This window comes from Gordonia sp. CPCC 205515, assembly GCF_048537925.1.
Lineage (GTDB): Bacteria > Actinomycetota > Actinomycetes > Mycobacteriales > Mycobacteriaceae > Gordonia.
On sequence record NZ_JBCLVJ010000008.1, the window covers coordinates 355,847 to 381,161 of the forward strand.

General features: G+C 65.5%; 26 protein-coding genes. 14 read left to right on the forward strand and 12 right to left on the reverse strand.

The window, feature by feature from the left end:
* The first annotated feature begins 3 nt into the window (after positions 1–3).
* On the forward strand, positions 4–531 hold the full coding sequence (locus tag AAFP30_RS13590) for an META domain-containing protein (protein WP_419230444.1): 528 nt from the start codon (positions 4–6) through the stop codon (positions 529–531).
* A gap of 8 nt (positions 532–539) precedes the next feature.
* Here AAFP30_RS13590 and AAFP30_RS13595 read toward each other — a convergent pair whose 3' ends face one another.
* The gene (locus AAFP30_RS13595) at positions 540–1,166 is read right to left on the reverse strand and encodes a protealysin inhibitor emfourin (protein ID WP_419230445.1); all 627 of its coding nucleotides are present in this window, start codon (positions 1,164–1,166) and stop codon (positions 540–542) included.
* 133 nt (positions 1,167–1,299) lie between these two features.
* Here AAFP30_RS13595 and AAFP30_RS13600 point away from each other — a divergent pair, with 133 nt between their 5' ends.
* From AAFP30_RS13600 to AAFP30_RS13610, 3 genes are all read left to right on the forward strand, one after another.
* The gene (locus AAFP30_RS13600) at positions 1,300–2,502 is read left to right on the forward strand and encodes a DUF222 domain-containing protein (RefSeq protein ID WP_419230446.1); all 1,203 of its coding nucleotides are present in this window, start codon (positions 1,300–1,302) and stop codon (positions 2,500–2,502) included.
* Positions 2,499–2,870, forward strand: coding sequence for a hypothetical protein (locus tag AAFP30_RS13605; RefSeq protein ID WP_419230447.1), 372 nt, complete (start codon positions 2,499–2,501; stop codon positions 2,868–2,870). Before AAFP30_RS13600 ends, AAFP30_RS13605 begins: the two co-directional genes overlap by 4 nt.
* A 152-nt stretch (positions 2,871–3,022) precedes the next feature.
* A complete protein-coding gene (locus tag AAFP30_RS13610) occupies positions 3,023–3,238 on the forward strand; it encodes a TOBE domain-containing protein (RefSeq protein ID WP_419230448.1) in 216 nt (71 codons plus the stop codon).
* A 47-nt stretch (positions 3,239–3,285) separates the two neighbouring features.
* On the opposite strand, the gene AAFP30_RS13615 is transcribed toward AAFP30_RS13610, so the two are convergent.
* Both AAFP30_RS13615 and AAFP30_RS13620 read right to left on the reverse strand, forming a co-directional pair.
* Positions 3,286–4,653 (reverse strand): NAD(P)/FAD-dependent oxidoreductase, encoded by a 1,368-nt coding sequence (locus AAFP30_RS13615; RefSeq protein WP_419230449.1) that lies wholly within the window; start codon positions 4,651–4,653, stop codon positions 3,286–3,288.
* A 30-nt stretch (positions 4,654–4,683) separates the two neighbouring features.
* Positions 4,684–6,114 (reverse strand): APC family permease, encoded by a 1,431-nt coding sequence (locus AAFP30_RS13620; protein ID WP_419230450.1) that lies wholly within the window; start codon positions 6,112–6,114, stop codon positions 4,684–4,686.
* Between the two features lie 190 nt (positions 6,115–6,304).
* Between AAFP30_RS13620 and AAFP30_RS13625 the strand changes: the two genes are divergently transcribed.
* Positions 6,305–6,883 carry a TetR/AcrR family transcriptional regulator gene (locus tag AAFP30_RS13625; protein WP_419230451.1) on the forward strand — a complete coding sequence of 193 codons (579 nt, stop codon included), beginning with the start codon at positions 6,305–6,307 and terminating at the stop codon, positions 6,881–6,883.
* A gap of 10 nt (positions 6,884–6,893) precedes the next feature.
* On the opposite strand, the gene AAFP30_RS13630 is transcribed toward AAFP30_RS13625, so the two are convergent.
* Together AAFP30_RS13630 and AAFP30_RS13635 are read right to left on the reverse strand one after the other, a co-directional pair.
* Positions 6,894–8,348, reverse strand: a complete 1,455-nt coding sequence (locus AAFP30_RS13630; protein WP_419230452.1) for an aldehyde dehydrogenase family protein — start codon at positions 8,346–8,348, stop codon at positions 6,894–6,896.
* Positions 8,349–8,522: 174 nt separating this feature from the next.
* Positions 8,523–10,013: a PAS domain S-box protein gene (locus AAFP30_RS13635; protein ID WP_419230453.1), complete on the reverse strand. Its 1,491-nt coding sequence runs from the start codon at positions 10,011–10,013 to the stop codon at positions 8,523–8,525.
* Between the two features lie 165 nt (positions 10,014–10,178).
* On the opposite strand from AAFP30_RS13635, the gene AAFP30_RS13640 reads away from it, so the two are divergent.
* Genes AAFP30_RS13640 through AAFP30_RS13665 form a run of 6 tightly spaced genes read left to right on the forward strand, consistent with a single transcriptional unit; the run spans position 10,179 to position 15,286 of the window.
* The gene (locus AAFP30_RS13640; protein ID WP_419230454.1) at positions 10,179–11,351 is read left to right on the forward strand and encodes an acyl-CoA dehydrogenase family protein; all 1,173 of its coding nucleotides are present in this window, start codon (positions 10,179–10,181) and stop codon (positions 11,349–11,351) included.
* 29 nt (positions 11,352–11,380) lie between these two features.
* On the forward strand, positions 11,381–11,737 hold the full coding sequence (locus AAFP30_RS13645; RefSeq protein WP_419230455.1) for a hypothetical protein: 357 nt from the start codon (positions 11,381–11,383) through the stop codon (positions 11,735–11,737).
* Positions 11,738–11,758: 21 nt separating this feature from the next.
* Positions 11,759–13,048, forward strand: a complete 1,290-nt coding sequence (locus AAFP30_RS13650) for an aromatic ring-hydroxylating oxygenase subunit alpha (protein ID WP_419230456.1) — start codon at positions 11,759–11,761, stop codon at positions 13,046–13,048.
* Positions 13,041–13,535 (forward strand): aromatic-ring-hydroxylating dioxygenase subunit beta, encoded by a 495-nt coding sequence (locus tag AAFP30_RS13655; protein WP_419230457.1) that lies wholly within the window; start codon positions 13,041–13,043, stop codon positions 13,533–13,535. Before AAFP30_RS13650 ends, AAFP30_RS13655 begins: the two co-directional genes overlap by 8 nt.
* Positions 13,536–13,546: 11 nt before the next feature.
* Positions 13,547–14,302: an SDR family NAD(P)-dependent oxidoreductase gene (locus AAFP30_RS13660; protein ID WP_419230458.1), complete on the forward strand. Its 756-nt coding sequence runs from the start codon at positions 13,547–13,549 to the stop codon at positions 14,300–14,302.
* Between the two features lie 33 nt (positions 14,303–14,335).
* The gene (locus AAFP30_RS13665) at positions 14,336–15,286 is read left to right on the forward strand and encodes a PDR/VanB family oxidoreductase (RefSeq protein WP_419230459.1); all 951 of its coding nucleotides are present in this window, start codon (positions 14,336–14,338) and stop codon (positions 15,284–15,286) included.
* Positions 15,287–15,453: 167 nt separating this feature from the next.
* Here AAFP30_RS13665 and AAFP30_RS13670 read toward each other — a convergent pair whose 3' ends face one another.
* Genes AAFP30_RS13670 through AAFP30_RS13680 form a run of 3 tightly spaced genes read right to left on the reverse strand, consistent with a single transcriptional unit; the run spans position 15,454 to position 17,725 of the window.
* Positions 15,454–16,110 carry a response regulator transcription factor gene (locus AAFP30_RS13670; RefSeq protein ID WP_419230460.1) on the reverse strand — a complete coding sequence of 219 codons (657 nt, stop codon included), beginning with the start codon at positions 16,108–16,110 and terminating at the stop codon, positions 15,454–15,456.
* 11 nt (positions 16,111–16,121) lie between these two features.
* Positions 16,122–16,415, reverse strand: coding sequence for a hypothetical protein (locus tag AAFP30_RS13675; RefSeq protein WP_419230461.1), 294 nt, complete (start codon positions 16,413–16,415; stop codon positions 16,122–16,124).
* A 14-nt stretch (positions 16,416–16,429) separates the two neighbouring features.
* Complete coding sequence (locus AAFP30_RS13680; RefSeq protein WP_419230462.1) at positions 16,430–17,725, reverse strand: amidase; 1,296 nt, start codon at positions 17,723–17,725, stop codon at positions 16,430–16,432.
* A 146-nt stretch (positions 17,726–17,871) separates the two neighbouring features.
* Here AAFP30_RS13680 and AAFP30_RS13685 point away from each other — a divergent pair, with 146 nt between their 5' ends.
* Genes AAFP30_RS13685 through AAFP30_RS13695 form a run of 3 tightly spaced genes read left to right on the forward strand, consistent with a single transcriptional unit; the run spans position 17,872 to position 21,095 of the window.
* Entirely contained in the window at positions 17,872–19,302 is a 1,431-nt protein-coding gene (locus AAFP30_RS13685) for an MFS transporter (RefSeq protein ID WP_419230463.1), read from the forward strand.
* A 9-nt stretch (positions 19,303–19,311) separates the two neighbouring features.
* Positions 19,312–20,523, forward strand: coding sequence for a flavin reductase family protein (locus AAFP30_RS13690; RefSeq protein WP_419230464.1), 1,212 nt, complete (start codon positions 19,312–19,314; stop codon positions 20,521–20,523).
* Positions 20,520–21,095 carry a nuclear transport factor 2 family protein gene (locus AAFP30_RS13695; protein WP_419230465.1) on the forward strand — a complete coding sequence of 192 codons (576 nt, stop codon included), beginning with the start codon at positions 20,520–20,522 and terminating at the stop codon, positions 21,093–21,095. The genes AAFP30_RS13690 and AAFP30_RS13695 overlap by 4 nt, the downstream gene beginning before the upstream one ends.
* Positions 21,096–21,111: 16 nt before the next feature.
* Here AAFP30_RS13695 and solA read toward each other — a convergent pair whose 3' ends face one another.
* The 4 genes from solA to AAFP30_RS13715 are packed head-to-tail and all read right to left on the reverse strand — an operon-like array spanning position 21,112 to position 25,299.
* Positions 21,112–22,236: an N-methyl-L-tryptophan oxidase gene (gene solA / locus AAFP30_RS13700; protein ID WP_419230466.1), complete on the reverse strand. Its 1,125-nt coding sequence runs from the start codon at positions 22,234–22,236 to the stop codon at positions 21,112–21,114.
* Positions 22,237–22,256: 20 nt separating this feature from the next.
* Positions 22,257–23,387 (reverse strand): tyramine oxidase subunit B, encoded by a 1,131-nt coding sequence (locus tag AAFP30_RS13705; protein WP_419230467.1) that lies wholly within the window; start codon positions 23,385–23,387, stop codon positions 22,257–22,259.
* Positions 23,384–23,818, reverse strand: coding sequence for a hypothetical protein (locus AAFP30_RS13710; RefSeq protein WP_419230468.1), 435 nt, complete (start codon positions 23,816–23,818; stop codon positions 23,384–23,386). Before AAFP30_RS13710 ends, AAFP30_RS13705 begins: the two co-directional genes overlap by 4 nt.
* Positions 23,819–23,820: 2 nt before the next feature.
* On the reverse strand, positions 23,821–25,299 hold the full coding sequence (locus tag AAFP30_RS13715; RefSeq protein ID WP_419230469.1) for an APC family permease: 1,479 nt from the start codon (positions 25,297–25,299) through the stop codon (positions 23,821–23,823).
* Between the last annotated feature and the right edge of the window lie 16 nt (positions 25,300–25,315).

Below are 25,315 nucleotides of genomic sequence, written 5' to 3' on the forward strand. Positions count from 1 at the left end.
GGCATGGGAACTGCCCGTGAGCGTTTCGGTGACGGCCACTGCGTCGGCCTGTGGCTGATTACTGGGTTGACGTGTATCGCCGCTGTAACAGGCTGCGGCGCCGATGAATCCACGGCGACGGCACCCACACCGTCGGCGACGACGACACTTGCGACGGAGACCAATGCCATGGCAAACGAATTGGCGGGCAAGTCATTCAGCTCCACCGAGGTCAAGGGCACCGAAATCCCGGGCGGCGGACCGCTGGTCATCACTTTCCCCGACGCGGGCCGGGTCAGTCTCACCGCAGGCTGCAACCGGCACATCGGCTCGATCACCGTCGACGGAGACACCATGACGTTCCATCAACTCGCGTCGACCATGATGGCCTGCCCACCGCCGCGCGACGGCGCCGACAAGTGGGTCGCCGAGTTCACGAAGCAACCGGTCACCTGGGCGGTCCACGACGATCACCTCGAACTCAGCCGCGGCGACCAACAGGTCGCCCTGGTGGAGGTTCCGCCGGCGTCAATGCCGCCCGCCACCAGCTGAGCGGCGCTCTATGACCCATTGTCAAACGGCGGTATGTGTTCTCGCAGCGTCTTACCGACGAGCACGATCCCACGCCCGCCGCCGGTCAGCTCATCGAGATCTGCCGCTATCGTCCACGCACTGACGACCTGTGGCGAGAAGTGACCTGGCGTGACCCCGAGGACGTCCACCTCCCGGTAACCGTCGGCGCCGATGTCCGGGTGCGGACTGAAGCGAACCGTCATCGGCACGGGGGAGGTGCCCTCGACGGTCAAGTGAAATCCTCCCGCAAACTTGATGGCTACATGAGTTCGCGTCCAATCCAGCGGTGTGCCTTCGCGTCTCCAATTGATGAACCGTCCACCTGCGGCTTCACAGGCGCCGACAATGGCGGCCAGCGCGCTGCGATGTGACTCGGCGGTTGAGGAATCCCAGGAGACGGTATGGAATCGGGTGCCGTCGGTGATGTGCGCGGTGAAGACGAAGTCATCGGACACCGCGCCGCCTCCGATATCGGTGGGAAGGCGGAAGAAGTTTGCGTGATGGACGGCGTGCCGGATCTTCCGGGCGTCGTGGTCGAGGTCCGAGGTATCGAGTGGACCCAACTCCTCGGCGATGCCGGCAATTCCGCCGGTCTTGTGAATGTTGATGATCATGGTCGACGACGGTATTTGTGCGCCAGCGATAGCACACGCGTAGTCAGCTACCTCAGTATTCTGGCCCTTGCCCTCGCTGCCTCACCGGCGTAGACTTTCGAACATCAGTTCGACACCTTGGGGGTGAGGCTCGATGACCAGCACCAACGTCGGTGAGACAGCGGTCTCGCTCTACGGTGAACTCGACGAGCTTCTGGATCGGATCGCCGCCCACAACGCGACCGCCGACTCCTATCAGGACACCATCGCCGCGGCCGAAGCCCACGAACGCAGTGCCCGACGCATGAGTTACCTCGGGTTACAGCGGGTGATGGAATGCAACGACCGCGGCGTGGCCGGCTTGGAGGGCTACCGCTCGATCAACGACTTCATGGCGTTTGCCCTACGCATCACCGACCCCGGACGCCGCCGCAAACTCATGTTCCACTTGATGCCGATGTACTCGTTGACCGGGGAACTACTGGCACCGAAGTGCCCGAACCTGGCCGCCGCATTAGCCGACGGGGCGATCGGCCCCGATCACGCGATCACCGTCATCGACATCCTCACCAAGATCCCCGCCGCGGTGGACCCCGAGGTACGTGCGGCGGCCGAGGCCGAGATGGCCGAGCATGCCCGCTCGTTCATGCCGCAAGAACTCAAGGTGCTCGGCGCCGACTTGTTGGCGCGCATCGATCCCGGTGGCACCCTGACCGACGACAAAGACCGACGACGACAACGCTCGCTGTACCTGTCCAAGCAGGACACCCAGTTGATGGCCACCCTCGAAGGCCACCTCGACCCCGCCACCACCGCCCTGCTGCGACTGGTCCTTGATGCGTGGGCCGCCCCCGGGATGAATGTGCCCGACGATCCCGACTCGCCGCGCGGCAACCACAATGACGCCGACCCCGAAGCGCTCAAGGCTGCGGCCCGACGCGACCGGCGTACCCAGGCCCAACGCAATCATGATGCGCTGCACGCCTTGTTGAAGGCCGTGGCCGACGGGGGCCTGCTCGGGAAATCTCACCGGGGTTTGCCGCCGCATCTGATCGTCACCATCAGCGAAACCGCGTTGCGGGAGCGGGCCGGGGTCGCGACGACCGCGGGTGGGGACCTGCTACCGATCTCCGAGGTCATCGAGTTGGCCGCCGACGCCCACCCGCACCTCGCGGTCTTCACCGGCCACAGCGCAGAGCCACTGTATCTGGGAGACGGTCACCGGTTGGCCAATCAAGCCCAGCGGATGATGCTGCTGGCCCGCGATGGGGCGGTGTGCACGTGTCCGGGGTGTAGTCAGCCGTTCACCCACCTTGAGGTCCATCATGCGGAAAAGATTGGGCCGATGGCGGGTTGACCGACATCATCGACCTCGCCGGCGCGTGCCCGAAACACAATCGGATGGTCGGGGATCAACCCGGCCAATGGTCGACCCACATCATCAAAGACGGACCCGACGCCGGGCGCCCCGCCTGGGCCCGCAACGGCCGTAATGGGCCGGGCCCGGCGCGGGTCAACCGCACCGGCATCGTCGCCCACGACTTCGCCCGCAGCCTCGCCGCGCGACGAACCAACACCCCCACACACCAGAACCGGTCGAGCACAACCGAACCCAAAGTGCCGACCGGACCACCATCCACACCGGAGGAGCGACGTCGCGTCCCACGGCTGATCGCCTCGGGATGGTCGGTCACCACGGTCGACCTGGCCTCTCCCGCTCCCTGAGCTGTCCCGCTCGCCACCCCGCCACCACACCCGGTGGCGGGGCATACGCGCATGTCCGAAACCGCCGCATCCACACGATGGCCGTGAACCACGCTTCGGTCGGGTCGGTGCGTGATTAGCTGTCAGGACAATCGACGACCGAAGGACGCCTCATGAAACTCTCGATCCGCAACCAACTCGCCGGCGAGGTCATCTCGGTCACGCTCGGCGCCGTGAACGCCACCGTGAAGATCCGGATCGAGGGCGGCGATCAAGTCATCACGTCGTCGATCACCAAGGAAGCCGCGGAGGAACTCGGGCTGGCCGAAGGCAAGCGCGTCGTCGCACTCGTCAAGGCCTCCGAGGTGAGCGTCGGCGTGCCCGACTGACCCGACACAGTTGGTCCCACTCGAAATCGCGGGGGAGGAACGTCGGACTAGCCGGCAGACCCAGCCGACGCCGGGGCGCGCAGCTCAGCGATCAACTTTCGTGCATTGACGATGCCGGACTCGATCGCACCATCGACGACGACCCCGTTCCAGCCCTTGGCGTAGTCGGCCCCGGCGAACCGCAGACGGGTATCCGTGGTGTGGAAGTTGCTCCAGCCGTTGAAGAATTGACCTGACTTCAGCGTCGCCCACGTCTGGCCGGACCAGGTGTCGGCGACCCAGTCGTGGCCACCGCAGTCGATGACCGTGAGGTCGCCGCCCCACACATCGACGGCCTGCTGCGCGGACTCGATGCTCTCGAGGTCGATGGCGGTGTGATCGGATCCGAAGCCGACGAGGATGGTGGCGTCCTCGTCGTCGAGGAACTTCTCACTGCGCAGCAACGAGATCGGGAACTGACCGGGCGCGCCGGCGATGACCGAGTGACGCCCGCGCACTTTGATCCAGATCTTGAAGCCCACCGAGTTGGTGCCGTCGGCGATCACATTCTGCTGCGCGGCGGGCAGTTCCGGCGAGAACTCGATGTTCCGCAACGCACCGATCGGAGCGGTGAGGATGACCGCATCCGCCCGCTCGACACTGCCATCGGCAAGCGTCACCGAAACACCGCTGGGGGAGTGCTCGATTCGCGACACCGCGGTATTCAACCGAATGTCACCGCGGACGTCGGCGGCGATCGACTCGTAGAGTCCGCGCATCCCCTTGGTCAGCTTGAACCGCAGGGTCTGCTCGTCCATCAGAGAGCTACGGTGATCGCTCAGTGCCGCCCAGTGTTTGGCCATCAGTGGTGAGGCGGTGGCAGTCGGACCTTGATAGCCCGCCGACCAGTACGAGTCCGCGAGATCGATCTCCTCCTGGGTGAACTCGCCGGTCCGCAGGCAATCCAGCACGCTGCCCTCGTCGGCCTTGAGGAACCGCTTGACCAGTTCCGGGTCGGTGGTCGGGTCGTCGAGGATTGCCATCGGGTTGTGCGGGTACGGGAAGAACTCGCGCGATCCCTCGAAGATGGTCTCCTGCAGGCGACTCAGTGCTGCGTCGAGGTCATGTTCGGTGCCGTGTCGGACGACACCCTCGCTGATCCAGTAGGCGTCGTCGATGTCCGGGCTGGGGTAGATCTCCTGCCCGTAACGGGTGATCTCGGTCCACACGAACGGCTGCATCCAGTGCACCCAGGTGGCGCCCATCTCCAGCGCGTGACCGCCGAGACGCTCATCGGTCCAGGCGCGGCCGCCGATGCGGTCACGCGCCTCGACGATGCGTACGTCGATGCCGGCGGCCTCGAGTTCGCGGGCCGCGATGAGACCCGAGAAGCCTGCGCCGACGATGAGTACTGACGGTGTTGTGTTCTTCGACATGGTTGTACGTCCTTGGCTGTAGGAAAGAGGTCAGAGCGTCGGTGCGCCGGTGGTGCGGTCACCCAGTACCCGCCCGGCGACGAACCCGCCGAGGAAGACTGCGGCGATGACCACCAGGAACACGTTGGCCAGCACCGAGGAGCCGCCGATGAGCGTGGTGAAGTTGGCAATGACGAGTGCGGTGATGGCGATGAGTCCGAGCGAGCCGAGGACCGGGGCGATCTTGGTGTGCCACAACCGGCTGTCGGTGCCGGACCGGCGGAAGTAGGCGATGATGGCCAGGCTCGTCAGCACCATCAGGACGAGGATCGCGACGATCGCGACGCCCGACATCCAGGTGAACAGTTGCAGCACGGGATCGGCGCCGGCGAGGGCAAAGACGCCCACGAGGATGGCGGCGGTGATGGTCTGCAGGATCGAACCAGCATGCGGGGAGCCGTGTTTCGCGTGCACGGCCATGAAGCGCTTGGGGCCGAAGCCGGCCCGGGCCAACGCGAACGTGTAGCGGGCGATGGCGTTGTGGAACGCGAGCAGCGCGGCGAACAGGCTCGTCACGAGCATGACCATCATGATGTCCGAGGCAGTTCCGCCGAGGTAGGTGGCCGCCGCGTTGAACACCAGGTTCGCCGTGTCGGCCTGAGCCGCGGCCTGGACGTTGTCGCTGCCGAAGGCGAGGACCACGGCCCAGCTGGCGACGGCATAGAGGACGCCGATGGTGATGACGGCGACGTAGGTGGCGATCGGCACGGTCCGCTTGGGGTTCTTGGCCTCCTCACCGTAGATGGCGGTGGCCTCGAAGCCGACGAAGGAGGCGATGGCGAACATCAGCGCGATACCGGGGGACCCGGAGAAGAAGGCCGACGGGGTGAAGGAGACGAAGTCGATACCGTGCGCGCCACCCTTGGCGAGTACGCCGACCGACAGTGCGACGATGATCGCGATCTCGGCGAGCAGCAGGACACCGAGGACTTTCGCACCGAGGTCGATACTGCGGTAGCCGAGCACCGCGACGAGCGCCATCAGTGCGAACGCCCAGAACCACCAGGGCAGGTCCGGTCCGCCGAACTTGACGACGACGCTCTGCAGGGTCGAGGCGGCCAGGCCGTAGATGGCGGCCTGGATCGTGGTGTACGCAAGCAGCGCGAGTCCGGCGGCGCCCAGGCCCGAAGGTCGGCCGAGGCCCTTGGTGACGTAGGCGTAGAACGCGCCGGTGTCGGTGACCGAGCTGCTCATGGCGGCGTAGCCGACGCTGAAGACCAGGAGGACGGCGGCGGCGACGATGTAGGCCATCGGGGCGCCCGCGCCGTTGCCGATGGCGATCATCACCGGCAGGGAGCCGGCGACGGCGGTCAGCGGCGCGGCGGCGGCGATGACCAGGAAGACGATGCCCGCGACACCGATGGAGCCGCGGAGCGCGGATCCCGTCGCGGGCGTGGCGGAGGTGGTGGGGGATTCGATCATGATGGGCCTTTTCTGTCAGACGCCTGGCACCGGCGTCTCACGATCTCGGGCTGGAACCATGGCTATAGTTCAACGTATGTAGAACCATGGTGTGTGATGCACGCTACAGACCGGCGGAGCGTCGTCGCTATGGGGAATACCTTTACCGGCGGACACACGGACGCCGAGGAGCAACCGAACAGGGGTAAAGATGCCCAGACTGGTCGACCACGACGAACGCCGTCGCGCGATCATCGACGCAGCGTGGCGCCTCATCGCCGCGCGCGGGATCGACGGCATCAACATGCGCGACCTGGCGTCTGAGGCCGGCTACACCAACGGCGCGCTGAGCCACTATTTCGCGGGCAAGGACGAGATCCTGCGGTCGGCATTCGAGCACGTCATCACCGAAACCAACCGCCGCGTCGACGCATCGATCGGCCGGTCACGCGGCCGGGTCGCGCTCCGCAAGCTCTGCTTCGAGTTGATGCCACTGACCGACGAAGCCCGCCTCGAGGCACGCATCGCGGTGTCGCTGTGGCAGCGGGCGTTGACCGATCCGGTGATGGAGTCGGTGAACAACGCCGCGGTTGGCGCATGGAAATCACGCATGAACGACCTCTGGGCGGAAGCCATTGCGATGCAACAGCTTCCGCCCAGAGATCTGGATGTCGGTGTGGAGTTGTTGATGACCACGATCGTCGGGCTGCAGGTCACCGCGGTGTTGGATGCGGCAAGCACGCAGCGGCAGGCTCAGATCGCGTTGATCGACACCATCATCGGTGCATGACTGCGTGGCGTCACAGCACGACGGCGACCGTCTTGGGTTCGGTATAGGCGAGGATGCCCTCGTACCCGAGTTCACGGCCGACACCGCTGGCCTTCACGCCGCCCCACGGCAGCTGCGGTGCGAGCGGTGACCACCCGTTGACACCGATCGCTCCGGCCTCGACCCGCGCCGACACCGTATGCGCCCGAGACACATCGGAGGTCCAGACGGTGGCCGACAGACCGTACTGGTTGTCGTTGGCCAGCGCGATCGCCTCGTCGTCGGAGTCGAAGGGGATGACGATGCCGACCGGACCGAAGATCTCCTCGCGGGCCACGGTCATGTCGTTGCGGCCGGCGAGCACCGTCGGCTCGACAAAGAAGCCCGGTCCCTCGGGTGCCGATCCACCGGCGACCACATCGGCGCCCTCATTGGCGCCCTTCTTCATGTAGTCGACGACGCGGTCGCGCTGACGTGCGTTGACCAGGGGACCCATGGTGGTGGCCGGATCGAACGGGTCGCCGATCACCTGGGCCTGCGCCGCGCCCTTGAGTCCGTCGAGGACGGCGTCGTAGACGCTGCGGTGCGCGAGCACGCGGGTGCCTGCGGCACACACCTCACCCTGGTTGAAGAACAGCCCCATCGCGCAACCTTGCACTGCGGCTTCGAGATTGGCGTCGTCGAAGATGATCTGCGGTGCCTTGCCGCCGAGTTCCAAGGCCGTGCGCTTGAAGTTGACCGCCGAGTTGCGCAGGATCGCGCGACCGGTCTCGGTGGAGCCGGTGAAGGATATCTTCTTGATCCCCGGGTGCAGCGACATGGCCTCGCCGGCGACCTTCCCGACGCCGGGCAGCACGTTGACGGTGCCTGCGGGGAAGCCGGCTTCGTCGACGAGTTCGGCGAAGCGCAGGATGGCCAGCGACGCGTCCTCGGCCGGCTTGATGATGACCGTGTTGCCGCAGGCCAGGGCCGGGCCGATCTTCCAACCCAGAATCATCAGCGGCGCGTTCCACGGAATGATCGCGCCGACCACTCCGAGCGCCTCGCGGCGGGTGTAGGCGTGCACGGGCTGCGGGCTGCCCATATATCCGTCGTTGCCGATCAGATCGCCGTTGATCTTGTCGGCCCAGCCGGCGTAGTAACGCAGCGTGCCGATGAGGTTCGGGATCATCAGTGCGGCACTGGCACCCACCGGACGGCCCATGTCGAGCGACTCCAGCGCGGCGAGCTGCTCGATGTCACGCTCGACGAGATCGGCGAGCTTGTTGAGCAGCAATCCTTTTCGCGACGGCTGCAGCGCACCCCACTCGCCACGGAACGCCGCGGTGGCGGCATCGACCGCTGCGTCCACGTCGTTCTCGGAGGCTGCCGCGAGGTCGGCGAGCGGTTGGCCGGTGGCGGGGTTGAGGGTGGTGAACGTGTCGCGAGCGTCGCGCCATTCGCCACCGATGAACAGACCGGTGTGCAGGTGGGAGATGTCGATCATGAGTGCTGGCTCCTTTGGTGATCATGAGATCGCAGCCGCTCCCTGATTCGGTGTCCGCTCCCTCGATCGAAGGAGCGGAAACGGATTGGGGGAGCGGATCTGGGTCACCTCAACGCTATTGAGACGGGTCAGCGCTGGCTACTGGTGCTTACCAACGCGTCGATAGGGGAATCTTTACTTCATGGCCCCTGATGACGCCGTGGCCAGCGGGAACGACACCGACACCGCAGTACCATTCGGTTCGTTCGGCAGATACTCGATGGTGCCCTCATGCCGTTCGACGATGTGCTCGGAGATGATCAGCCCGATGCCCGAACCGTCCTGCTTGGCGGAGAACGCCCCAGACGCCAGACGGTCGGCCGGCGCCTCCAACATCCCGCGGCCCTGATCGCGGATCACCACGAACGCCCGGCCGTCGTGTTCCCCGGTCTCCACGGTCAATTCCTTGACCTCGGTGGTGGGCCGCGCGATCTCGTCGATCGCATTGACGCACAGATTGATGATCACCTGCCCGATCAGCACACTCTCACCCTGGATGGACAGCGTGCGCTCGGGGATGTCGGCGAACACCCGAACCCCATGCTCCGCGGCGCGCAACCGGACGAAATACAAGCTCTCCGCGACGGTTTCATTCAGATCCATCAGGGTGGTGGTGCTCTCGATGCGTCGCACATACCGTTTCACCGAGGCCACGATGTCGTTGGCGCGGCGCAGTTGTTTCTCGATCTGGTCGATCCCGTACGCGAGGCTGCGGGCGTCGACGGTCTCCGCGTCCAGACGGGCCTTCAGACCGCTCAGGTAGTTGGTCGATGCGGCGAGCGGCTGGCCGAGTTCGTGGGCGAGGATCATCGCCATGTCGCCCATGGCGTTGTAGCGGCTGAGGTATTGGAGGTTGGCCTCCTGATAGGCATTTCGCTGTTCCCAGGCGACGCGGTCGGTGACATCGCGGACGATGAGCACGCGCGTGCGGATGCCGTCGTGGGAGACGCTCTCGAGTTCGCCGGCCAGCCACACCGTCGTCTCCTCGTCCTTGACGACCTCCAGCTGGATCTTCACCGAGCCGATGCCGCTGGAGAGACGTTCGACGACAAGGGGATTGGAGAGCCGCGGTTCGCACCGTCCCAGATCCTCGAGGTACACACCCATCAGTTGGGCGGGGGTACGGCCGAATAGCTTCGCCGCCAGTGGCGAGATGTCGTCGATGCAGTTCTCGTCGTCGAGTACGACGATGCCCGCGGACGTGTGGGTCATGATGCGCTGCAACGAGTCCGACACCCAGTTGAGTTCTTCCTTGAGTTCGACCTCTTCGGAGATGTTGCGGAACTCGACCATCACCACGGGTCCGTCCTCGCAGTGCACGAGGGTGGCGCGGGCGTCGGCAAGGAACTCGGTGCCGTCCTTGGCGCGGTATTTCCACTGCTTGCGGCTCGACCCGTGGACCACGGCATCCTGGAGCCAGGCGACCCCGAGTTCGCGCCGGTACTGGCGCTCCTGCGCACTCATGTGGTGGGCCTTGAGCGGCTTGAGTTCCTCGAGGGTGAATCCGAAGGTTCGGCAGGCCGACGGGTTGGCCCACAGGATGTTCTTCGAACTCGCCTCGTGGATCAGGATCCCGGTGGTGGCATGCAGCGACATCTGCTCAAAGTCGCGTCGTGTGGGGAACATTCGCCTCACCTCACCTTGGTCACCCGTCAGCGTTGACGCCCAGGCTGCCGGGCGCAAGTAAGTGATTTCCTTAGTCGTCCCGCAAGGAAATCCCGATACCGCTCGGCCTCACCCGTCCATAGTGTAGCCGTCAGATCCACTACCGAATCTGAACGGAGACTTCCGATGAGCACCGATGCCATCACTGATCGGGTGGTCGCCGAACCCGCCGGCCCGGCCCGCGAAGCGGCACTCGAACATGCCCTCGACGTGCTCGCCGACCGCCGCGACGAGTTCAACGCGCAACGCTTCGTCCCCCGCGACTTCATCGCACTGCTGAAGAAGACCGGCATGTACCGCGCCTCGACGCCGGCGGAGTTCGGTGGCGAACCCATGGCGCCCTCGACGTTCATGGCGATGGTCGAACGCATCTCCGCGGTCGACCCGGCCACCGGCTGGGTGTCGAGCTTCGGCTCCTCCCTCGTCTACTTCGCCGCCCTGCCGGTCGAGACGCAGCGCAAGATCTACGCGGCCGGCCCCGACGTCGCCTACGCCGGGGGCCTGTTCCCTATGCAGGAGGCGCAGAAGGTCGACGGCGGTTTCGTCTGCTCCGGTGTCTGGCAGTTCGCCAGCGGCTGCCGCGGCGCCGACATCATCGGCATCGGCCTGGCCGGCGGACCGGAAACCGACGGCAAACCGCTGACCGCCCTCGTCGACCCCGCCGACGTCGAGATCGTCGACAATTGGGACGTCGCCGGCATGAAGGCCACCGGCTCGCACGCCGTTCGCGCCGACGGACTCTTCGTCCCCGAGGAGATGACCTTCGTCCGCGGCGGCGCCCCGCAGATCGACGAACCGCTGACCCGCTACCCGTCACTGGCCTACGCCGCCCAGGTGCTCGCCGTGGTCACCCTCGGCGCCGCCCGCGGCGCCCTCGACTACGCCCTCGAGGTCGGAGCTGCCCGCACCTCCATCACCGGCGGCGCCAGCAAGGGCAACCGCCCGGCGTACAAGACCGGACTGGCCCAGGCCGAAGCCCAATTGCGTTCCGCGCGTGCGTTCTTCTACGAGGCCACCGACACCGTGTGGGCCAAGGCTGTTTCCGGGGAACATATCTCGGTCGACGACCAGGCGTTGCTGCGGTTGTCCGCCACCCACGCCGCCCATGTCGGCCGCGATGTGGTCCTGCAGGCCTTCGATCTCGCCGGTACCGGCGCCATCTACGAAACCCATCCGCTGCAACGGTTCCTGCAGGACGCCCTGGTACCCGCTCAGCACGCGATGCTGCAGACCAACACCTACGAGGCGGCCGGCGCACTCCTGCTCGGCCTCGACGCCGGCATCCCCAGCTTCCCCTGATCCAGCCCCACAAACGAGGAGCACACCCCATGGCCACCGAGCCGCTACGCACCCTGTTCTGCGTCGGGAACAACCAGAACTTCTTCGACCTGCCCAAATCCGAGATCAAACCGGTGTGGGAAGCCACGATGGAGTTCCTGACGACCCTCAAGCGGATGGACGGTGTCGACATCATCGGCACGTTCGACGACGACGCACACATGGTGGGGCCGTCGACCGGATGGCCGTGGACGTTCTACGTGCTGGCCGATGTGCGTGACCAGCCGACGGTCAAGGAAGCGTGCAATCTGTTGCGCACCATCATGGTCGGCGAGTACGCCCTCTGGCGCTACTTCACCATCGAAGCCCGCATGGGCCGCGAACTGACCATCCGCGACGACGTCTGATACCCCGGAGAAAGCAGAACCATGACGACCATCGAACGTCCCACCGAACAGCCGACCCGAGGCTTCGCCGCGCTGGCCGAAAAGGATCGCGTCGCCGGAGCGCTCTACACCGATCCGGCGATCTACGCCGAGGAGATGCGCAAGATCTTCTATCGCACCTGGGTGTGGGTGGCGCACGAGAGCGAGGTCCCCGAGGCCGGTTCGTTCAAGACCACCCAGGTTGGTGACCAGCCGGTCATCGTGACGCGAGATCGCAAGGGCAAGTTCAACACCCTGCTCAACCGCTGCCGCCATCGCGGCGCCACGGTCTGTGATCAGCGCAGCGGCAAGGCAAATGGCTTCACCTGCCCGTATCACAACTGGTCCTACACCCTCGACGGTCGCCTGCGGGGCATCCCGTACCCCGACGGGTACGAGGGTGTCGTCGACAAGAACGACTACCCGCTGCAGACGTTGCGCACCGAGAGCTACCTCGGCATGATCTTCGCGACGTTCAACGCCGACGCCGAGCCGCTCGAGGACTTCCTGGGTGACGCGAAGATCTGGATGGATCGGTTCCTCAAGCAGTCCAACGGCTTTCCGACGAAGGTCCTCGGCATGCACAAGTTCCGTTTTCAGGGCAACTGGAAGATCCAGTTGGAGAACACCACCGACGGTTACCACTTCCCGATGGTGCACAAGTCCTGGATGGCGTCGGTCGACGCCGAAACCGCCACGATGATGTCGTTCATGGACGATCCGAACGCCGTCACCCACGTCCTCGGCAACGGTCACAGCGTCGCGATCATGGCGGCTGACCACGCCGACCTCGACGTCGACGACGGCCACGAGGAAGTGCAGCCGCGCTTCCAGCACCTGGTCGACGAGTTGACCGAGGCGGGGGAGAGCCCCGAGCGGATTCGCCGCTACATGCGGTCGATGCACGGCTGCGGCTTCAACCTCAACATGTTCCCGAACATCGCGATGTCGTCGTCGTTCTTCCGCGTGCTCATCCCGATCAGCGTCGACGTCACCGAGGTGTGGCACATGGCGATCGGAATGGACGGCGGACCGGAGAGCATCAACCGCGAACGACTGCGCATCCACGAACACTTCCAGGGCCCCTTCGGTTTCGGTAGCCCCGACGACGCCGAAGGCTGGGATCGGGTGCAGATCGGTGCCGGCGGCAACCCGACCATGCCGATCCTGGTGAACCGCGGCGAGAACCGCGAGTACATCTCCGAAGAAGGCTGGCCCACATCGCATGTCACCGACGAGTCCGGCATGCGCGAGTCCTACCACATGTGGAAGAAGATGATGACCGATGACTGAGATGCTCACCTTCACCGACACCCGAGTGATGCGCGCGATCCAGCTGATCTGGAAAGAAGCCGCCATCCTCGACGCCAAGGACTACCCGGCGTGGGAAGAGATGTTCACCGACGACGGCCTCTACGTCATCCCCATCGACCCCGACACCGACGACTTCGCCGCGTCGCTGAACATGATCTACGACGACAAGCGGATGCGGCAGCTGCGTGTGCAACGCATGATGCAGGGCTACGCACCGTCGGCGGTGGCCGCCGCCCGCACCGTGCGGATCGTCTCGCGCTTCACCGTGGAGGAGATCAGCGACGAGGCCGTGGTCATCAAGTCCGCACAGATCCTGAACGCGTTCAAGCGCAACAACTTCTCGACCATCGGCGCCGAGATGACCCACCGCATCGAGTTCACGGATGACGGGGACAAGATCGCCTTGAAGGTGGCCCGACTCATCGACAGCGAAGACGCCGTCAGCGCGTCCGGCTACCTGCTCTGAGAGGATCGACGATGACCACCACAACCACTGCAGGTATCGCGGTAGTCACCGGCGCCGCGGGCGGCATGGGCAGCCACATCGCTCGCCGACTGCACGACGACGGTCACCGCGTAATCCTCGCCGACATCGCCGTCGAGGACGCCACCACCATCGCCAAGGAACTGTCCCCGGACGGATCCACCGCACGCGCCGTCGAACTCGATGTGTCCCACAAGCACAACTTCGAGGCAGCCCTCGACGAGGTCCAGAAGCTCTGGGGCACACCGACCATCATGGTCAACAACGCCGCCCGCACCCAGGCCGCCGACCTGATGACGTTGGGGGAGGACGAGTTCAACGACGTCCTCAACACCAACGTCAACAGCATCTTCTTCGGCTGCCAGGTCTTCGGTGCGGCGATGGCCGCGCAGGGCTACGGTCGCATCGTCAACATGGCGTCGCTGGCCGGGCAGAACGGCGGCACCGCGACCGGTGCGCATTACGCCGCATCCAAGGGCGCGATCCTCACCACCACGAAGATCTTCGCCCGGGAACTGGCGGGGAGCGGTGTCACGGTCAACGCCATCGCCCCTGGCCCGCATGACCTTCCGGTGGTCAAGGCCACAGTCCCGCCGGACCGCCTCGACGCGGTGATCGCCGGCATCCCGGTCGGCCGGCTCGGCAGCCCCGCGTTCATCGCCGACATGGTCGGCCTGCTCACCGCGGAGAACGCGTTCTTCGTCACCGGCGCCTGCTGGGACGTCAACGGCGGACTGTACGTGCGCTGACCCCTACTTCACAGCCCTACCAGGAGTATTCCCATGACCCTCATCGACGTGATCGTGTCGGACATCGTCCAGGAGACACCGACGATCAAGACGCTCTACCTGTCGAAGCCCGATGGCACGTCGGTGGGGTCGTATTCCCCAGGCGCGCATATCGATATCCTCGGACCTACCGCCCTGACCCGGCAGTACTCGCTGTGCAGCCGACCCGACGGCCGCGAGTCGTTCGCGGTTGCGATCAAGCGAGAAGCCAACTCTCGCGGCGGCTCCGTTGCCCTGCACGAACTGCAGGTGGGCGACACCCTGCAGATCAGCGAGCCGCGCAACCTCCTCGGAATCTTCGACGACGCACAGCATCACGTTCTTGTCGCGGCCGGGATCGGCATCACCCCGATGCTGAGCATGGCCCGGTACATGGATGTGCACGACATCAGCTTCGAGCTGCATTACTTTGCCCGCACCGCCGAGGAAGCCGCTTTCCTGCCGATCCTGCAGGATCGCTGCCCGGAGAAACTGCACGCCCACCTCGGGGTGACCCGGGACGAGCAGGAGGTGCTACTCAAGGCCGCGTTTGCGGGGATCGACCCGAACACCCACGTCTACGTCTGCGGCCCTGACGGATTCATGACCAAGGTCGTCGCCCTGGCCGAACAGTACGTGCCCGCCGACGCCGTCCACTTCGAGGCCTTCCACGCCGGTGAACAGCCGGGCACCGACGCCAACACCGGCTTCGAGGTCGAACTCGACGGCGAAACCTACCAGGTTCCCGCCGACAAGAGCATCGTCGAGGTGCTGGAGGAGAACGGCTGTGACGTCGACACCTCCTGCCAAGAAGGCATCTGCGGTACCTGCATCATGCAAGTCCTGCAAGGAGATCCCGAGCACCGCGACAACGTCCTCACCAAGGCCGAACGCGAGTCCGGCGAAGTGATGGCCGTCTGCGTCTCCCGCACCAAGGGCCCCAAGCTGGTGCTGGACTACTACTGACCCCGGCGCCCTGTGCTGGTTGAGCGCTTCCATCTGCTGGTCGGTCGCTTCCATCGCTGGTTAAGCGCGACGAGCGAGCGCAGCGAGCCCGACGCTGGTCGAAACCACACGTTCGATGACCGGGTGGTTTCGACTCGCGTCGGGCTCGCAAGCTCGCTCGTCGCTGCTCAACCAGCGGTGTCCGTCGGAACCTCGACGTCAAACCGCAGAACATCGCGCACCAAGGTGCTGATACTGTCCGCATCGGTCTTGCTCTTGATCCGTGCGCGATGCACGTCAACGGTTTTCACGCTCATCCCGAGCTTGCGGGCAATGTTCTGGCTGGGCAGGCCCTCGACGACGAGCGCCAAGATCTCCCGTTCCCGCGGCGTCAGCAACGACACCTTCGCCTGGATGGTCTGCTTGAGTTGGTAGGCGCGGAACCGTTCGGTCGCCTTCTCCATCCCTGCCTGCACGGTGTCGAGCAAACGTTGTGGATCGTAGGGCTTTTCGAGGAAGTCGAGGGCGCCGGCCTGCAGCGTGGACACCGACATACGGATGTCCCCGTGCGCGGACACGAAGATGATCGCGACATGCGGGGCGAACTCGTTGATGCGTTCCTGCAGGCGCGTACCGCTCATCTGCGGCATGCGGACATCCAGGACGATGCAGGCCGGATGGCTGCCGTCGTACGCGGTGAGGAACTCGTCTGCGCTGTGACAGATCTCGGGCTTGATCCCGATACTGCCCAGCAACCAGTCGACGGACTCGCACAACTCGGGGTCGTCGTCGACGACATACACCGTCGCCGGCGGCGCGGTGTCCTCGTCCGTGTGGTCAGCCATCATCGATGAGTCTAGCCGTCCGCCTCGTCGTTCCAGGCGGCATCGGCGGTCCAGTAGTTCATGCCGACGGCGCTGACCTTGTGTTCCCACGTCGAGGTGCGTTCGAGCCAGGGCTCTTCGCTGCGAACCGAGGCGTCGGCGGCTTCCGGCCCGTCGGCTTCGACGGTCCAGTGCACCCAGTTCACCTCGCGCCCGTGCTCGTCGTGCACGAACAGGTCGACATGATGCCACCCGTAATTGAAGGTGTCCTCGTAGCAGGTGAGGAACATCCGATGGTGGGTGATCGGCCGGGGTGTGATGGCCATGATGGTGCGCCTTTCTACGCCGGAATAGCCGGCAGATCGTGCAGCAGTGGCTCGAGTCGGCCTGCCGCCTCGAACAGGTTCGCTTCGTCGCCGGGCATACCGATGACCTGCAGGCCCAACGGAAGTCCGTCGGTGGTCCGTGCGCCGGGCACCACCACAACCGGCAGACCCAGGAGCTGCCAGGGACGGCTGAGGATCGGAGAGCCGGTGGCGTCCAGTCCCTTTGGGGCCGGACCCAGCGCCGCCGGACCAACGACGACGGTGGCGTCGCCCAGCATTTCGCGCAGCAGTGCACGTGAGCGATCACGGCGGATCAACGCGCCCGCCGAGGCGGGAGCGGGAACATCACGGCCGCTGTCGATCAACGCGCACAACTGCGGGCTCAGCGCGTCTCGCGATGCCTTCTCGACCTCGTCGAGCGTGGCCGCCGCTTCATGCGACATCACGGTGACATGATCGTCCGCGAGCGTGCGGATGTGGTCGTCCCAATCCAGATCCTGGGCCTCAATGCCGGCCTGTGCCAGCAGATCCGGGAGTAGATCCAGTAGCTGGCGCATCGACGGCTCCACCGTGTCGAGGTCGCTGCCACGCCACACCAGCGCCGACGAGACACGACGACGGTCCGGGTCGCGCTGGGGCCGTCCGGTGAATGCCGAGTACACGTAGGCCATGTCGTCGACCGTGCGGGTCAGGATGCCCAGGGAATCCAGCGATTCGCTCAGTCCGGTGACACCGGCCAGGCTGGTCGTGCCTTGGGCGAGCACCATGCCCACCGCGCCGCAGTACGACGCCGGTCGCGTCAACGAACCCGCGGTCTGCGTACCGAGGGCGATCGGGATGACACCGGCACCCACGGCCGCGGCGGATCCGCTCGACGACCCTCCCGGAGTGTGGTCGGAGGCAGCCGGATTGCGGGTGGGACCGGGGGAGAAGTAACCGAATTCCGTGGTGACGGTCTTGCCCTGTATCACGGCACCGAGTTCACGGAAGCGCGCAACACAGTCGGCGTCCTTGACGGCTGGTTCCGCTGAGGTCACCGTCGACCCGGCACGAGTGGGGAGCCCGGCCACGTCGATGAGATCCTTGACGCCGATCGAGATGCCGCGCAACGGACGACGACCACCGGTCTCGTCCTCGAGACGAGCGTCATCGATCACATGGTCCGAGAGTGCCACCCACGCCGCGAGATCTGATTCGGCGCGAGTGACTTCCGCACGGGTCTGTCCGACAAGTGTTTCCGCAGTCACGACACCTTCGTGTATCGCGGTTGCCTGGTCACTGACGGGCTGGTTCCAGTAGGCCGAGCTCACCGTTCCTCCTTCAATCCGATGTCATCAGTCTGCCTGCTTCGCGGCGTCGGCAACAGTAAAGAAATCCCTCCTACCGCTGTAGGTCGATTCGGACATAGCTTCATCGGCATCCGACGATCCCAGCCCCCACGACGGAGGAAACACCGATGTCCACCAGCACAACCGAGCAACTCACCGATGGTCCACCCACCCGGCGCACCATCGAATTCAGTCGCATGTCCCGACGTGCCTGGCTGGTCACCGGACTGCTGGTGCTCTTCCAGATCGTGGCCTTCGCCGACAAAGCGGTCCTCGGTCTCGTCTCCGCCGACGCCATCCCCGAACTCGGCTTGACGACAGTACAGTTCGGATTCATCGGCAGCGCATTCTTCTTCCTGTACGCCATCGTCTCCGTCATCACCGGCATTCTTGCGTCGAAGTTCTCGGTCAAATGGATCCTCGTCGCGATGGGGATCACCTGGGCGGTGCTGCAGTTCCCGATGCTGCTCGGCGGTGGTGCCGCGATCCTGCTGGTCACGCGCATCCTGCTCGGCGGCGCCGAAGGGCCGGCGACCGCGATGTCGCTGACCTCCGCGCACACCTGGTTCTCCCCGGTGAAACGCGCCCTGCCGTCGAACCTCATCGCTGCCGGTTCGGCACTCGGCCCGGTCATCGCCGCGCCGGTGCTCGTGTGGGTGATCGGCGCCTGGGGATGGCGTTGGGCGTTCGGTGTGCTCGGAATCATCGGACTCGTCTGGACGATCACTTGGTTCCTCCTCGGTGCCGACGGCCCCTTCCGTGATCGTCGTGACGCCACCGTCAAGACTGCCGTAGATGAGGCCGCAGCCGTCGATACCGACGCGGCCGAGATCGAGACCTCGGCGGTCGACGACCAACAGCCGGTGGCGATCTGGCGTGCACTGCTGAGCCTCACCTTCCTCGCCGCGGTGATCGGCGGCGCCTCCAACTTCTTCGTGCAGGGCTTTCTCACCACCTGGCTGCCCCAGTACCTCGGCACGGTCGCCGGCCTGTCGCGGACCTCGGTCGGGTCGGTCACCACGGTGCCGTGGGTGATCGGAGCGCTCGTCCTGCTCGCGCTCGGCGCCCTCGGTCACCGACTGCTCAAACGCGGCCACACCGCCCACCAGGCCATCGCAGTGCCGTTCGGTTGCGCGGCCATCGTCGCCGGCGTCTGCTTCGTGGCGATCCAGGCGACTTCGGGTACCGTCGCCGTGGCACTGCTGTGCGTCGCCGCCGGCTGCAGCCTCGCCTACCCGATGACCGCAGCCGCGATCGGCTACGCGGTCGGCGCCCGGCAACGCCCGATCATGATGGCCACGCTCGGCGGCCTCGCATCCTTCGGTGCGGTCATCTCACCGATCCTGGTGGGCTGGTTGATGTCCCACGCGGGCTACGTGTCGCCGCCCAAGGGTGTCAAGCCGAGCCCCGAGATGGCCGACCGCATGGCCATCGGCGTCCACCAGGCGTTCACCATCACCGGTCTGGTCCTGCTCGTCGGCGGCGCGCTGTGTATCGCGTTCCTGCGCCCCGAGCGACTCGGCCGCACCCTCCAACAACGATTCGTCAAGGCCGGATAGGAGCATCCGATGGCCACCCAGACCCTCACCCCGGTCGATCCGCAACTGTTCCGAGAAGTATTGGGCCACTATCCCACCGGCGTCGTGGTGGTGACCGGCCGCGACCCCGACGGCGGCATCCTTGCCATGGTGGTCGGCACCTTCAACTCGGTGTCCCTGGAACCGGCACTCGTGTCGTTCATGCCGATGAAGACCTCCCGCACCTTCGAGCAGATGCGGCACTGTGAATCGTTGTGCATCAACATCGTCGGCGGTGAACAAGAAGACGTCGTGATGACCATCGCCCGGCGGTGGGAGAACAAGCTCGACGGCGTCGACTGGTTCGAATCGCCCTCCGGTGACCCGGTTCTCGCCGATTCGGTGGCCTGGATCGACACCCGCCTGTGGAATACCGTCGACGCCGGCGATCACTGGATCGTGCTGTGCGAGGTCGCCGACATGGCGGTCACGAACCCGGTGTCGCCGTTGATCTTCTTTCAGGGCGGCTACGGCAGCTTCGTGTGCAGCTCGCTGATGGCGCGGATGGATCACGAGATCCTCCCGGCCATTCACGCCGCCCACGGCGCCCGCCCCCAAGTCGAGGAGTTGGCGTCGAGCATCGGCTGCGAGGTGTCGGTACTCACCGCGGTCAGCTGCGACGAGATGGCGGTGGCGTTGTCGGCAACCGGCGACGACGTCGACCGCGCCCACGGCCTCGCCCGCCGGGTCCCCATGGTGCCGCCCATCGGCGACAGCTACGTCTTCGACCAACCCCGCGAGGCGCAGGAACGCTGGATCGGCAAACTCAAGCACGCCGACGACACGATCCAGCAGATCCACCGCGACCGTCTGGCATTCATGCGCGACAACGGTTTCGCCATGTCGTTCCTGCCCGCCGAGGGCGACGCCGCCTATGTCAGCATGCGTGATGCCACCCGCCGCTACGAGAACGGCCGACTCACCCCCGCCGACGAACGCAGCATCCGCGAATCGATCGCCAACTGCGCCGTCGACTACCAGGTGCGCGATATCCACGCCGACCAGACCTACGACATCGGGTCCCTCGTCCTACCGATCCGCGACCCCAACGGCGGGTATTCGATGACCCTGCGGCTCGCGCAACTGCCGCAGCAGGCCACCGGAACGCAGGTCCACGAGTGGATCGAACAGGCCCGAGGTGTTGTCGCCGCACTCGAGAACACCACCCCCGCAAGCACTGTCACCGAGGAGCAGGCCCGATGAGTTCATCGATCACCGAGAACACCGCAGAAGCCATCGCTGCGCTGACCGCACGGATCAACGTCCTGGAAGCCGAGGCCGACATCCGTCGCATCCAGGCGCGTTACATGTTCCTCTGCGACACCCCCTGCCCGGAGTTCGGGATTGCCGACGACGCGCAGCGCATCGAGAAGATTCTCGACCTCTACACCGACGACGCGGTCTGGGAGGGCGTGGGGGAGTACTACACCGGACAGTTCGGTCGCGCCGAAGGAAAAGCAGCGATCCGCAAGCACTTCCAGGGCTTCTGGGGCGAAAAGCAGGACCCCGCCCTGCTGTTGAACGCCCACTATCTGACCTCGGAGCAGATTCACGTCACCGGCGACGAGGCGACCGGCCAGTGGATTCACATGCAGCCGTGGCTGTTCTCCGACGGCCGCAGCCTGCTGCGCTCGAGCCGGCTCAACAACGCCTTCCGCAAGGAGAACGGCCGCTGGCTCATCACCCGCACCCGCACCGAGAACGTCTTCATCGCCGACCTGCCCACCAACTTCGCCTCCGACTATCCGTCGGAGTCGGTGCTGCTCAAGGACTGACCGCGAACGAACACGCTCATCGGTGCTGCGCACCCAACGAGAACTCAGTGGTGTAGTGCGGGTTCGGCTTTCCGGTAATCAGGTCGGCCGCGAGTTCACCGTAGGCCGGCGCGAACTTGAAGCCCCGACCCGACAGCGCGGTCAGCAACAGCATGCCGGTGTCCTCGTCGAGATCGATCAACGGTAGGCCGCTGGGTGTGCATAGTTCGTGGTGCATCGAATAGCGCACCGGTTCCGGGTTGAGGTCCGGGATGAAGTCGACGGCCCAGCCGCTGATCTTGCGGAGGTCGTCGCGACTGAACGCGGGGACGTCGGAAGGGGAGGAGATCGCGCTCCACAGCGGTTCGGTCGCCACCTTGACGCTGTATGAGTCGTGACTCGGGGTGCCGTAGAGATGCACACCATCGGCGTCGCGGATGAACGCGGGAAAGCGATCCGGCCCGAACATCTCCGGCTGCCGCGGCATGAACCACGTCAGCGACAGCGGGATGATCGACAGGAACCCCTTCAGGTCCGGCCGCAGTTTCAGTGACCAGGAGCCGGTCGCGACGACGACCTTGTCGCAGGCGACCCGGCCCTCCGACGTGACGATTTCCAGACGACCACCGTTCTCGTCGAAGTCGAGCACCTCGGTGTTCGTCAACACCTGTGCGCCAAATGCTTTCGCAGACTCCACGGCGGCCAGCACACTCGCCTCCGGGAACAGGCTGCCGGCGCGATGATCGAGGACCGCCATCGTGTTCTCGTCGTCGACCCGATGCTGCGGGAACCGGGCGCGCAGCGCCGCCGCGTCGAGGATCTCGTGCGGCAGATCGAACTGCTCGGCCGACTCGATCGACTTGAGCAACGGCCCCGATCCCGAATCACCGATCTGCAGCGCACCGCACTCGTCGTACAGCCGTCGACCGCTGTCCCGTTCGAGTTCCCGCCACAACTCACGTGACCGAGCCAGCATCGGCACGAACCGCGGTCCCTCGTGTACGGCAGAACGGAACAGACGTGAGTCACCCGCATACGATCCGCGGGCGTGCCCGATTCCGAACTGCTCGATCCCGACGACCCGCACTCCGCGTTTCGCCAACTGCCACAGGGCCATCGAGCCGGAGCTACCGAGTCCGATGACGACGACGTCCGTGTCCATGGTGGACTGTCCTTTCCCGTTCACGCGAGTTCCGGTGTCTGCCAGAGGTTCAGGGTGGTGCCGATATTCTTCGCGACCGCGTTGCGGTACACGACGGTCCCCCACGCGACGTCCTCGACCGGCATGCCGCCGACCGAGAACACGATGACCTCGTCGTCGCTGCGGCGGCCGACCGCGTCACCGGCCGCGACCGCACCGAGATCGACGAGATCCTCGACAGCCAGATCACCGTCGTGGATCATGTCCATGAACTTGCAGCCGATGATCGGAATCGTCTGGTGCGACGGATATCCCGTCTCCTCGGACCACGCCTCGTAGAGGCGGACGTTGTCGACGACCTTGCGTACGTCGGCGGCGTGCATGGACTCGTCCATGTTGCACATCGCCGGCATGCTCAGGAACGCACCGGGTTTGATGATGTCGCGGGTCAGTGTCGGGTAGGTCGACGGATCGCCGGGCACCCCGGTGGTGCAGAAGGTGACGATGTCCGAGTCGCGGACCGCGTCCTCGATCGTGTCGACCTCGGTCACCGAGATCCGTGGGTACTCGGCGGCCACCCACGCGGTGAACGCATCCATGCTCGCCCGGCCGCGGCCCTTGATCTTGACGGTGTCGATGTCCGGTCGCGCGGCGACGAAGGCGGCCAACGACGTTCGGGCCATCACGCCGGGCCCGACGATCCCGACGACCCGCGCGTCTTCGCGGGCGAGGAACCGTGCACCGACCCCGGGGACCGCGCCGGTGCGGTACGCCGACAGCAGATTGGCCGACATGAGCGCCAACGGTGCACCCGTGTCGGTGTCGCTGAGCATGAACATGAGGATCGACCGCGGTAACCCCTTGTCGCGGTTGGCGATATTCGATCCGTACCACTTCACGCCCGTGGTGCCGAACCCGCCGCCGAGGTAGGCGGGCATCGCCATGAACCGGCGGTCGGCGGTGTTGTGCGGCATGCCGGGGAACGGGGATTCGTCAGGGAAGGTGATCATCGCGCCGTGCGAGTCGCTGTTGGGGCCGGCCATCCGGTAGTCGCCCTTGTGCAGCAACACGAATGTCTCCTGCATGGCGTCGACGCAGGCGCCCATGTCGGTAACGCCGGCGGCGATCATGTCGGGTTCGGACAGGTACCGAAAGTCGATGGTGGTGTTCATGAAAGTGCCTCGGAGAGATGGGCGGGAATAACGGGGCGGCTGTGTGCGGTACTTGTCCAGAGCATGATCGTCGCGAAGGCAACTTCGATGGCGGCGACTGCGATCGTCAGGCCGGCGGATCCCGACATCGCCGACACCGATCCGGTGTGCGTGCTGACCGCCATCGAGTGGTGGGACATGGGCATGGTCATCGCGGCGAGATGGATGGCGATCATGGCCGAGGACATCCCGACCAGCATCGCCCAGCTCCGCGGCGACGGTGTGCGCAGTAGGTGCACACCGCAGCCGAGGCATCCGACGACCATGACCAGCGTGAGCACCGCGCCCACCGGACCAAGATGTCCGAGACCGGCCACATGCAGCGCCGCGGAGAGCATCGCGAGTCCCAGGGCGACTCCGCCACCCACACGGGGAACGACGTTGTGGCTCATCATCACTCCCGGTGGCGACCCATCTCGGCGTACCGCTCGGGCGAGCGAGAACGAAGGACGGCAGCGGCGATCACACCAAGGACGGCGGCGACCAGCAGTAGCGCCGGCAGGAGCCACACCAGGACGCCACCGGTTCCGATCAGCAGGTCGAAGTTGGCGACCCCGACGATCAGCACAGCGATCAACGCGATGCCCGCGACGAGCGGTGCCACGAAGGTGCGTAATCGATTCGGATCGAGATCGCCGTGGCGGGCGAAGAAGGCCACCACCGCGAACGACGACGTGGCCATGAGTGCGATGACCCCGAGGGTGCCGAGGTTGCACAGCCAGGTGAACAGCGCGAGGACCGGGTCCTGCTTGGTGATCGCGAAGACCGCGACGACGACGAGCGCCAGCACCGACTGGGCGACCGATCCGACATGCGGACTCTGGTGCACGGTGTGGGTGCGACCGGCATGGTCGGGCAGCAGCCCCTCGCGACCGAGAGCGTACGTGTAGCGGGCAACGGCGTTGTGAAACGCGAGAACCGCGGCAAACACACTGGTGATGAACAGGATTCGCATGATCGTCGTGTACCAGGGACCGATGTAGCCGTTGGACAGTTCGAACAGGAAGGTCGTCGGGTCGGCGAGTTTGGCGATGAAGTCGGGGATGTTGCCGACGCCGGCGCCGTTGACCATCAAGAAGGTCACCACCGTGTAGACGACGCCGATGGTGATCACCGACAGGAACGTCGCGCGAGCCACCGTGCGTTTCGGATCTTTGGCCTCCTCGCTGTAGATCGCCGTGGCCTCGAAACCGACGAAGGAGGCGAAGCAGAACAGCAGACCGATCGGCAGTGATCCCGAAGTCAGTGCGTGCGGTGTCAGGGGGGTGATGCTCAGTGACGTCGTGCCAAAGTCACCGCCTTTGACGGCGATGACGACCGCCAGAATGAGTACGACGAGGAACTCGAGTCCGACGAGGACCGAGAGCACCTTCACCGACATGTCGATCTGCCGATAGCCGAGCACCGCGACAGTGGCGATACCGACGAGCGCGAACACCCACCAGTCGATCGAGACGCCGAACTCGTCGGTGACGAACGCTGCGGTGGCGGCACCGAACAGTCCCCAGAGACCGATCTGCATGCAGTTGTAACTGAACAACGCGAGATATGCTGCGGCACCACCGCATTGCTGCCGCAATCCGCGGGTGATGTAGGAGTAGAAGGCTCCGGTGCTGGTGTGGAACCGGGACATGGCGGTGTAACCGACCGAGAACACCAGCAGTGTGACCATGGTCAGGATGTACGCGGCGGGCACGCCCGGGCCGTTGCCGAGCAACATGGCGACGGGTGCGCCGCCGGCCATCGCCGTCAGAGGCGCGGCGGCCGAGATCACGAAGAACGTGACGCCCAGCGTGCCGAGGGTGCCTCGGCGTAGTGAATGTTCTTGTCGCGCCGGCGTTGCGGTAGTCGGCGCTGCGGGATCGGTGGTCATAAGACGCTCCGGAGGA